A 10,053-nucleotide genomic window follows, 5' to 3' on the forward strand; every position below is an offset into this window, starting at 1 on the left:
TCCCCGATTGAATATCGAGAAAAGGCCGCAGCTTGAAATACTCTTTTTTTATTGTCTACTTGACAGGGTTATGTGCAATCATGCTCTCTTTTTACTCTGTCTACCTGTAGGGGATAATACCACTGGATGACCTTGTTATCCCTCTTTTTTAGAATAATCATTTTGTATTCCAAAGCCTAGCATGAATTTGCTGCATATCTCCAGCTTTATATTTTTACAATGTAATTAAACCGACCTTCGGTAAAGACCAAAATAGCTTAAATGCTCAATGAATTTCGAACTCTTTAATAAAGCCTTTATGTTCTCTTGGATGATTTTTGCTATAGCTTTAAAATCATACTTATGGTTTACAACATCTACAACAAAATCCTGTTCTTCTTCTATTCCCATTATCCATTGAAAATGACTGATCTTCAGAAACTTAATAAGGGTGGCAGCCCCGGGTCTCAACTAACGTAGCTGTTAGCTGAAGAAGAAATATTCTTAAAGATTACTCCCGAACTTCAGTTACAGTAACACCATCTAACTTTACATCAAAAATTAGTGTGACAGAACCCTCTGGTGGATTATGTGGACCTGTATAAAGTATCATAATTAATTATTATCGTAAAATCATATTGAGAAAATCCACCAGATTTCCGATTAACTTCTAAAATTTCTGCATTCCATAACCCATAACTGCGAGTTGGGTTCATATTTCACAACGAGTATTGAAATATACTACTCGTGTTTTTACTTTTCATATATAAATGATGATACTACTCCAAAAATTTTATGCAATTTCGCTTTGAACAGAATTCCCATCTTGTTGAATTTCGCTACTCGAAACGTTTTTAATCCTAGCAGAACGGTACTCACTTCTTTATAAAACGATGTTCCTGCTCTACTATGCTCACTTTTTTATTATTATATCCTAAAATTTGAACTCCAATTATTAGAATTAACATTACTAACATTATACTAGATAATAACCAAAAAGAGATTTGGCTCGGGTACATGTCCATACTTCGTCCAATCATAATTGGAATTAATGAGCCACCAAGTCCATTCATAGCTAATAATATACTAGTTGTTTTTTCTGTTTGACCAGGAAAATACTGATTTGTAATAATTAAAGCAATTGCAAACATTCCTGCCATGAATAATCCCAGTAAGAAACATAGAAAGAAAGCAAACCAAATATTTTCGTTAAGTGCTAATAGGGTAAGTACGACTATACCTCCAATAGTAATAAAAAGTAAAAAAAATTTATAGGTGATCTTCTCAGAAATTACACCAGTTAAAGCACGGCCTATTACCATTGCCAACCAGTAAATAGTTACAGTTATTGTTGCAAGAGCATTAGGAATACCCCACTCTTCCATAAAAATTGAAGGGAAAAAATGAACAATAGCCACTTCGCTTCCACCATAACAGAAAAAAAACATTGCAGAAAAGATAATGATTAAAAATGATTTTTTAGTATAATGAGCACTCTCTTTATTTGCGGATGTATTATGGTTAATATTTTTAAAAAGAATTTCTTCAAATTCACCAAAAGATAGTAATTTCCAACCAAGTGTAATCATAAAGGTACTCAATCCTAAAACTAAAAATGCATACTCCCAAATCCCTTTACTTATGAGTAAGCTAGATAAAAACGGGATTAATAATGCCCCTAATCCGAAAGCGACTTCAAGTTTACTCATTGCCCTGGCTTGTTGACCTTGAAACGTTACTAAAATAATGGAAGCTATGCAAGATTCGGCTAATCCTGCTCCAAATCCCGCTAACCAAACCAACGGAAAAAGAAACGGCCAACTTGGTAAAAAAAATGCAAAAACTTCAAAACTAATCATTATTAAACCAAGAATTACTACATTTCTCCTTCCCAATTTATTTACTAATAAAGGCATGCTAATTACACCGAATAAAAAACCCATAAATTGACTGAAAATAAGTAATCCACCATTACTATAATTTTGTTTATAATAAGCTAGAATCTCAGGAAGCATTGCGCCCATAATCACTAAAGTAAATGCAATTAACATGTACGAGAAAAAACTTATCCATAACAACCGTTTCATCAATTATTTCTCCTCACTATTAATTATTTTTGAAAGGGAAATCAACATTGAAAATACTATTAAGAATGGGTAACATACGGGCTATATATACACTAGCCGTTCTAGAGTATTTTAAAAAACAAAAACAAAAAGATATTTGTACAATTACCTTAAATTATATATTGGTTCATACAAACTAGATTGATCAAAAATAACAATTGATTTCGTAGCCAATGGTTTCATTTCTGTTAAAATTTTAACATTGAGCATATTTTCTATATCTTGTATATCCAGGAAGATACTATGTTTAGGCAGGTATTTACATACATATTTATTCCAATCCCTTTTTCATAGAAAAAAGCCTCCATAAAAATATAATTAAGGAGGCTTTTTTTATGAAATCAATTTCTGAATCTCCTATATGCGGACCGACTTTCAGTAATAGTAAGAAAGTTTTTAAATAATTTACGATTCAGAAACTAAAATAGTCTTTATAGACTTAATATCTTTTCTTTCATTAGTGACAGAATCAATGCCGATTAGATCTCCAAAAGCTGTATTAAAATCCTCAAGTAATACTTTATCTGTAATTAAATTTGATAATTCTGGTAGGTCTATAGCACAGGACAAAGCTTTTTCCATCATATGATGCGCTTCTCCTGTTCCAACTATTGTAATACCTTTTGATAATAATTCAAAAGGTTTAACTGTAAACTCATAGGTATCATCAAAACCCATTGGAATAAGTCTTCCACCCTTTTCAATAAGTGGATATGCCCACTCTAGTTGATTGCCAATCGCATCAATAACCACATCAAATTTTCTTCCTTGATTAATTCGATAAATTTCTTCTAAGTTAAGTTTTTGCGGATGATATACATATTTGGTTATTTTTTGTGCAGCCTTTGTTCTGAAATTGCCAATTTCTGTAGCAACTGTAATTCTAGAGAGTTTTCGTGCAATCAATTGAACCATTAGACCAATTGGTCCAGACCCTAAGACTAATACTGATTCATCAGGTTTTATATTCGCTTTTTCTACAACGCTAAGAACGCACGAAAGAGGTTCAATTAAAGTTGCTCTTTCCCAATCCATAGAATCAGGCAATTTATAAATAAATCTATCTTCCCCAACATAATATTCTCCAAATGTACCATGAGAGCCGATCCCCAATTGCCATTCATCAAATTCTTCACAATAACATGTTAATCCTTTCCTACAGTAATAACACTTTCCACAAAATTGTGTAGGATCAATCACAACACGATCTCCTACTCTCACATTTTTTACACTTTCTCCCACTTCAGCTACTATACCAACCGATTCATGTCCCATAACCATATTTGGAGAAGCATACATCTTACCCTTTAACACATTCAAGTCTGTTCCGCATATTCCTGTCCCATATATTTTGACTTTTACATCATTACTTTTTTGTATCTGAGGCTCTTCGACTTCTTTATATTCTAATTGTTTATTTTCAGTCCATACCAATGCCTTCATATTTTTTTTCGCTCCCTTTCCAATTAATTTGTTCCAATAGCTTTTGGTGTAATTCTTCGGTAGAAGCTGCTATACATGACTGTTGATTATTAAAGCTAATATCAGTTAACAAAGTTTCATCTAAAGATTTTCCATATGCATCAGTAATAATTACCCCTGCTTTTTTTGCTAAAAACACACTTGCAGCTATATCATATGGAAATAGATGTAATACTTGACCATTCCCTACTTTTTGGAAGTCTCGTAACAATTCTGGATTATCTTTAAGTAATCTATTGCCAATATCTACATATGCATCCATTTGACCTGTAATAATTCGTGAAATAGAATATGATGCACTATTAAATATAAATACTCCGCCATTATTTGCAGATTCATCAATTAAATGGCCATAAGAATCGATCATTAATTTAGTAGGATGACCGTTAAACTCAAAACTCCAAAACATATTCTTAATATCTATCCCATGACTTAAGTTTGGTAATTCACACTTATACCCTTCAAACTCTATAAAATTCGAAAAAATATCTCCATACATATAATTTCCTGTTTTGAGTTCCATTAAGAAAGCATATTCAATATCTTTGATTTTAGAATTGTCTTTGTATTTTGCTAGTGCGATGGAGATACATGACATTTCAAGCCCTGCAGCTGCAGGGCGAGTACCATCAATTGGGTCAACTATTAGAATGTATTGTGGATTTTCTCCTATTGTCTTTAATCCACCGTCTTCAGTATAAAATACAATAGGTTCTTTCTTTTCTGAGATAAATTCAAGAACTGCAGCTTCTGCTGCTGCATCAATATTAAACTGTGCATCCCCACCCGGAGAGTACCCATTTACTATACGATTTTTCAACGTACCCTTTTGATTTTTCACTTTACTATATACGTATCTGCCTAACTCGATTATGTAGTTTTTCACTTTATCTCCTCCAATAGTCTATCTAATCTATGACATAGTTCCTCTGCCTCGCTTAGAGTGATAGTAAGCGGTGGACGAATTTTAAAAACATTTCCGTAGCCATATCTTGATGTTCTGATAATTATGCCGTGATCCATAGCACATTTTGCAATATGATTAGTAAGTTCAACATCAGGTTCATTGTTATCTTTCACTATCTCGACCCCAATCATTAGCCCTACTCCTCTTACATCTCCAATAAACTTAAATTTCTCTTTCATTCCCTCTAAACGCTCCATAATATAATCTCCAACCACAGTCACATTTTCTAAGAACCCAGGTCTTTTTAAAATGTCAATCGTAGTACATGCTGCTGCAGACGCCATTACATTCGAACCATACGTAAATGAGTGATGATGACCAGGCATCCCTACATACTTTTCTTCAGTAAGTATGGCAGCTACTTGGAATCCAGTTCCACCTAACCCTTTTGCTACAGTCATCATATTAGGCTGTACATCAAAATAATCTGCAGCAAACATTTTACCAGTTCTACCAAAACCTGTTTGTATCTCATCAAAAATTAATGCAATATCATGTTCTTCACATAATTTTTTTAAAGATTTGAAATATCCTTTAGGTGGAACTATATTACCGCCATTTCCAGATATCGGTTCGACCATAATGGCTGCAACATTTCCGGTGCTTGCATATTCAATAAAATCATTTATTCTTTCTACACATAGCATTCCGCAAGAATCAGGCTTTTGATTGTAAAAGCAACGCAAGCAATAAGGGTCTGGAACTTGCAATCCAAATGAAAATTGAGGCGGGAAAGGTTCTCTTCGGAAAGAATTACCTGAAAGGGCCGACATCATATAGGTTTGTCCCAAATGACTACGGAACAAAGATATAACATCACGCTTTCCGGTATTATACTGCGCCATTTTAATAGCTCCTTCATTCGCAGCTGAACCACTACAAACTTTCGGGTGTGCTCTTGTGAGATTACTAGGAGCAATTTCAACAAGTTTTTGTGCTAATGTATTTACCGAATCTGTCTGATAAGAAGAAGTGACATGAATAAGATTATCCATTTGGTTTTTTACTGAATTAATTACTTCTTTATTGCTGTAGCCCAAATTCAAGTTAAATGTAGCTGATGCACAGTCAAAATATTTATTCCCATCCTGATCATAAAGATAGATTCCTTCGCCTTTCTCCATAATAATGTCATCTACTTTATAGTATAAACTGTCAGGATTTGTTGAACTTTTAACTTTACCATTCATTTTTACAACACTCCTATTATGTTATTTAAAATAAAAAAACTAGGCACTGTTATTAATCTAGTACTCAATTAAACTTTTAAAAATCCCAAAAACTATTACGAGAAAAGATACATTCACTTAACTTCTTTAATCATTTGTTCATACTACTTCCCACGTTAATGTTTTCTAATATTCCGAAAAATTGTTGTATGGGAATCTTTCCATGTTTAACCTAAATTGCATTAATTACAAAACAAATATTACCAGAGTTATTTGTTGATTTGGTAATAAAGGTCCAGTTGGGTCTTAACTATGTTTAATTTATCCCAATTTGCAAATATATTGCCCTAAATTGTAATATTTGAATAAAATATCCAAAAGTAGGATGTTATATCATTCCTTTTATGGTATTTTTATAAAGTTAAGGAGGAAGTTTGTCGTGTTATTGACGATTTTCGGTGGTTTTTTGGAAACGTTAGTCATTATCCTTGTGGGGTATCGATTAATTGGAGTTTCTTTGAAAGATAAAATGATCCCGATATGCATCCTAAGTTTTTATGGAAGTATTATTCTGTTAATGGTAAAAGAAACATTGCCTTCGGTAACTTACCTTCTAGTAACGATTTTAGCGATTGGGTTTCTGTTGACATTTGTCACAAACCTGAATAGTTTTGCTTCATTTATTGCTGTGTTGCTAGGATGTCTTTTATTGTTAATATCAGAGGTTATCGGATTCATGCTCTTTAAAGAATTGCCATATATACATTCATTGAGTGCTTTACCTTTAGTAAGTCCCGTTTCACACCTTGTGATAATGGTAATATTTTATGTCATCTTGAGAAAAGCAAATTATTATATTCCGATACCAGTCAAGAAAAAATATAATAAAAACGATACTGTTTTATCTGTTTTAGTCTTCTTATTTGGCCTTCTTTTTTTGTTTTACATTTTCGTTTTTGAATTCAAACAGTTAAAGTTTTTAAGCATAACATCAGCTATAGTTTTAGTTATAATTACAATTTCATTATTGTATCTAATTCGGTATCATATGGTAAAAAAAATTGAGCATCTAGCTGTTTCCTTAGATGATCAATATGAAGAAGACATTTCTAAACATATCACTACAATGCGTTCTCAGCGACACGACTTTATTCATCACATATTAGCTCTAAAACAAATGCTAAACAGCGGAAAATACAATGATTCAGTAGACTACGTTAACTCAGTGCTAGAAGAAATATCCTACGTAAGCGATGTATTACCCATAGCTTCAGAAGCTGTTGGGGGGTTATTACTTTCCTACAAAGAGAAGGGTGAAAAAAAAGGCATTAACATGTACTACTACATTGGAGATAATTTATCTTCCTTTCCTTGTAAGATTTATGAAACAAATAAGATATTAGGAAATTTAATCCTTAATGCTATTGAAGCTGTCGATCAATTAGAAGAGGAAAAGAGATATATCAACATGAAAATCCAAAGAAATGATGTCCATTATATATTAGAAGTAAGTAATTATATAGAGGATGGAACTGTTGAAAATATTGAGAGTATCTTCGATCAAGGCTTTACAACTAAAACTAATACATACAACACTGGACAGGGATTGACCATTGTTGATAGTATTGTCATGCAGTACGGAGGACATATATACCCAGAAGTCATAGAGGACATGATTACATTCATTGTAAAAATACCACATGGAGGGAAATATGTTTAAGCATTTCTTACCGAACCATTTGGCAACAAACATCTCAAATCTAGTTGTCTCTGAAAATCCACAACTCGTAAAAAATAAAGATAAAATTCGCTATGGACTTGAATGGATGATATCGGGTATGAATCAAATTGTTTTGGTTAGTCTACTTGTATGGCCTTTAGGGATTTTACCAGAAACCATAATCGGATTGCTTACAGGGGCTCTCCTTCGAATGTTTTCAGGAGGTGCCCATTTCAAAGGGTATTGTTCATGTCTTATTCTTAGCACGTTGCAAATTATTTTTATAACATTTATTTCCGTAAAATATACAGACGTTCTTTCATCCTATAAGATTCTATTTATCTTATTACTATTTATCAGTTTTTTAATTACTGCTCAAAAAGCACCAATATTACATAAAAAAAAGCACCTTTTCACACAAAAAAGTATGTTAAAACTGAAAATAAAGGCTGTAATCACATTCATTCTATGTACTGGATGGAGTGTTTTTCTACCTCAAACCACAATGTATTGTGTTTGGTTTGCTTTAATTTTCCAAGGACTATCCTTAACAGTTTTTTGGGGGAAAAGCGTCTTAATTTTAGATGCTTTTATATATAAAATTACCTTAAAGGGGTTACATTGATTATGTTAAAATTTCTAACTTTTGCAATTGGAATGATATCGTTATTTATTAATTCCATTACCTCGATGAGTAGTTGTTTTTGGTTTTCCTACGAACCAGAGCTACCAGATGAAGAAAAATAGGTTATGATGGGATATATACGTCTAGCTGTTATTGACGATCAGGAACCAATCCTTAACGAGATTAAGGGATTTATTAATAACTTCCCAAATGTAGATATGATATTAAGTACAACTGATGCGAGCGAATTGTTTAGTTCTATCGATCAAGGGCTGATCATTGACGTAATATTATTAGATATTAATATGCCTGTGTACAATGGATTTGACATTGCCCATTATTTGAAAGAAAGTCATCCCCAAATCAAGATTATTTTCATGAGTGCCTATCAAGACTTCGCTTTGCAGGGTTATAAATATTACCCAGAAGATTTTTTAACTAAGCCCATTAATATTGTGAGACTAAAGCAGACGCTTGATCGTCTTAGTTATACCCATAAAAAGGCAAGAAGAATTGGCATAAAAACGAATGGGAAAATCTTTTTAGTCGATACTTCCAGCATTCTCTATATAGAGAAAAAGGGGAGAAAAACATTTATCCACCTAAAAGATGCAGAGACTGTGGAATGCTCAGAAGGCTTAAATAAGTTAGAAGACATTCTTAATCAGTGTAATTTTTATCGAACGCATCAATCCTATTTGGTGTCGATTGACAAAATTGAATACATAGAATCGGACAATTATATGAAGTCATATAATGTAAAATTACATCACTGTAATCACAAGATTACCCTAAGCCGTCACAAATTTACGGCTTTAAAGAATCTGATCGAACGACATTTTTAGTTTTTAAAAAAGAACCAAAGAAAGGAAGACATTTCTTTGGTTCTTTACGTATCTTTAATTCCAACTTCCAATATTTGCACTTAAATAACCAGAACTGTCAAGAACTGCTGTAATAGCGAGTGCTGTAGAGGTATCTTTGGAAGTTAACTGGCCATGTAACCAGTTAAACTCCAAAGGTATGATTTCTTTCATGTTTAAACCCAGAGTACCCTGTAGGACTTAGAAGGGGGAATGGAGTTCTCGCCCTTACGGATGGGAATTAATAGGTATCCTCCAAAGGGCATATTTAATTTTTTTGGGAGTTGAAGAAGACCAAATAATTAACTTGTTTTTAGTCCCCGTTTGGCATTAACCAAGTTATTTTTTGTTCAAACTTCAATTTCACTGATTACAGGAATGCTGCCCCGATAGTTCCATTACAAAAAGGCTGCCGCAGCAAACCTTTTTATGAAGTAAACACAAGCGATACTTAATGGATTTCATCAATTAGTTTTTGACGAGTTAGCAGCCAGCCTTTCCAGCAAATAGGAGGATTGAAAGAACAATAAAGCCAACACTTACCATTGTAATGGTTTGCACGTCAAAATATAATGCTCCCGTAGAATCAATCATCGCTAAGGCATACGTTAATGTGCAACCAACAATACTACCTGCTACGATGCTATATGTTATAAAGAGAAGAATTTGTGCAACGATAAGCTTGACTAACTGATTCGGTGTCTATCCAATTAGCGCTGAATTGCGTATGCTTGACTTTTTGAATAAATGTAATGCATTAATGATTGAAATACCCCAAGACAGGTTGCAACTATTAAAATGAGAAGCACCCCAGCAAACAGTCCCAAACGCTGATGAAAGATCCTATCGGCCTCTTCTAAACTTGTTTTAAAACTACTTATGGTAAGCTCGGGATACAACTTTTTTAATTCCTCCAAATCGAACATCGTTTTCTCTTCATCACTAGTCTGAACAAATAGCTCATCTAGTACTAAGCTCCTCTCAAAAGGCAGATGAACGGATAATAGCCACCCTGCGGTCTGCAGCGTCTGTCAGGCCCAAGCGTCTAAGCAAATCTTCCGCTACCAGACGCGGATTGTCGAGGTATCGTATTTGGCAATCAAGATTAGATTTTCCCGTCCG

At 33.4% G+C, this 10,053-nt stretch carries 7 protein-coding genes and 1 pseudogene; 3 read left to right on the forward strand and 5 right to left on the reverse strand.

The annotated features are described in order from the left end of the window. Positions 1 to 854: 854 nt before the first annotated feature. From N9I19_RS22860 to N9I19_RS22875, 4 genes are all read right to left on the reverse strand, one after another. Positions 855 to 2,069 (reverse strand): MFS transporter, encoded by a 1,215-nt coding sequence (locus tag N9I19_RS22860; protein ID WP_284470822.1) that lies wholly within the window; start codon positions 2,067 to 2,069, stop codon positions 855 to 857. 441 nt (positions 2,070 to 2,510) lie between these two features. Continuing rightward, a complete protein-coding gene (locus tag N9I19_RS22865) occupies positions 2,511 to 3,548 on the reverse strand; it encodes a zinc-dependent alcohol dehydrogenase (protein WP_317779075.1) in 1,038 nt (345 codons plus the stop codon). Further along, entirely contained in the window at positions 3,526 to 4,473 is a 948-nt protein-coding gene (locus N9I19_RS22870) for an inositol monophosphatase family protein (protein WP_125161518.1), read from the reverse strand. Before N9I19_RS22870 ends, N9I19_RS22865 begins: the two co-directional genes overlap by 23 nt. Next, the gene (locus tag N9I19_RS22875) at positions 4,470 to 5,744 is read right to left on the reverse strand and encodes an aspartate aminotransferase family protein (RefSeq protein WP_317779076.1); all 1,275 of its coding nucleotides are present in this window, start codon (positions 5,742 to 5,744) and stop codon (positions 4,470 to 4,472) included. Before N9I19_RS22875 ends, N9I19_RS22870 begins: the two co-directional genes overlap by 4 nt. 418 nt (positions 5,745 to 6,162) lie before the next feature. On the opposite strand from N9I19_RS22875, the gene N9I19_RS22880 reads away from it, so the two are divergent. From N9I19_RS22880 to N9I19_RS22890, 3 genes are all read left to right on the forward strand, one after another. Continuing rightward, positions 6,163 to 7,443 (forward strand): sensor histidine kinase, encoded by a 1,281-nt coding sequence (locus tag N9I19_RS22880; RefSeq protein WP_317779077.1) that lies wholly within the window; start codon positions 6,163 to 6,165, stop codon positions 7,441 to 7,443. Continuing rightward, positions 7,436 to 8,068: an accessory gene regulator ArgB-like protein gene (locus N9I19_RS22885; RefSeq protein WP_317779078.1), complete on the forward strand. Its 633-nt coding sequence runs from the start codon at positions 7,436 to 7,438 to the stop codon at positions 8,066 to 8,068. Before N9I19_RS22880 ends, N9I19_RS22885 begins: the two co-directional genes overlap by 8 nt. A gap of 125 nt (positions 8,069 to 8,193) precedes the next feature. Beyond that, positions 8,194 to 8,913: a LytR/AlgR family response regulator transcription factor gene (locus N9I19_RS22890; RefSeq protein WP_284470827.1), complete on the forward strand. Its 720-nt coding sequence runs from the start codon at positions 8,194 to 8,196 to the stop codon at positions 8,911 to 8,913. A 1,023-nt stretch (positions 8,914 to 9,936) separates the two neighbouring features. Here N9I19_RS22890 and N9I19_RS22895 read toward each other — a convergent pair. Then, a pseudogene (locus tag N9I19_RS22895) lies at positions 9,937 to 10,053 on the reverse strand (ABC transporter ATP-binding protein); the annotation flags it as partial.

It is taken from the genome of Peribacillus sp. CSMR9 (genome assembly GCF_033141925.1).
GTDB lineage: Bacteria > Bacillota > Bacilli > Bacillales > DSM-1321 > Peribacillus > Peribacillus simplex_A.

What these genes read in the sequence shown, in the direction of transcription:
- N9I19_RS22875 (WP_317779076.1), bottom strand. Translation starts at nt 5,744, where the DNA reads ATGAATGGTAAAGTTAAAAGTTCAACAAATCCTGACAGTTTATACTAT.
- N9I19_RS22865 (WP_317779075.1), bottom strand. Translation starts at nt 3,548, where the DNA reads ATGAAGGCATTGGTATGGACTGAAAATAAACAATTAGAATATAAAGAA.
- N9I19_RS22885 (WP_317779078.1), top strand. Translation starts at nt 7,436, where the DNA reads ATGTTTAAGCATTTCTTACCGAACCATTTGGCAACAAACATCTCAAAT.
- N9I19_RS22890 (WP_284470827.1), top strand. Translation starts at nt 8,194, where the DNA reads ATGATGGGATATATACGTCTAGCTGTTATTGACGATCAGGAACCAATC.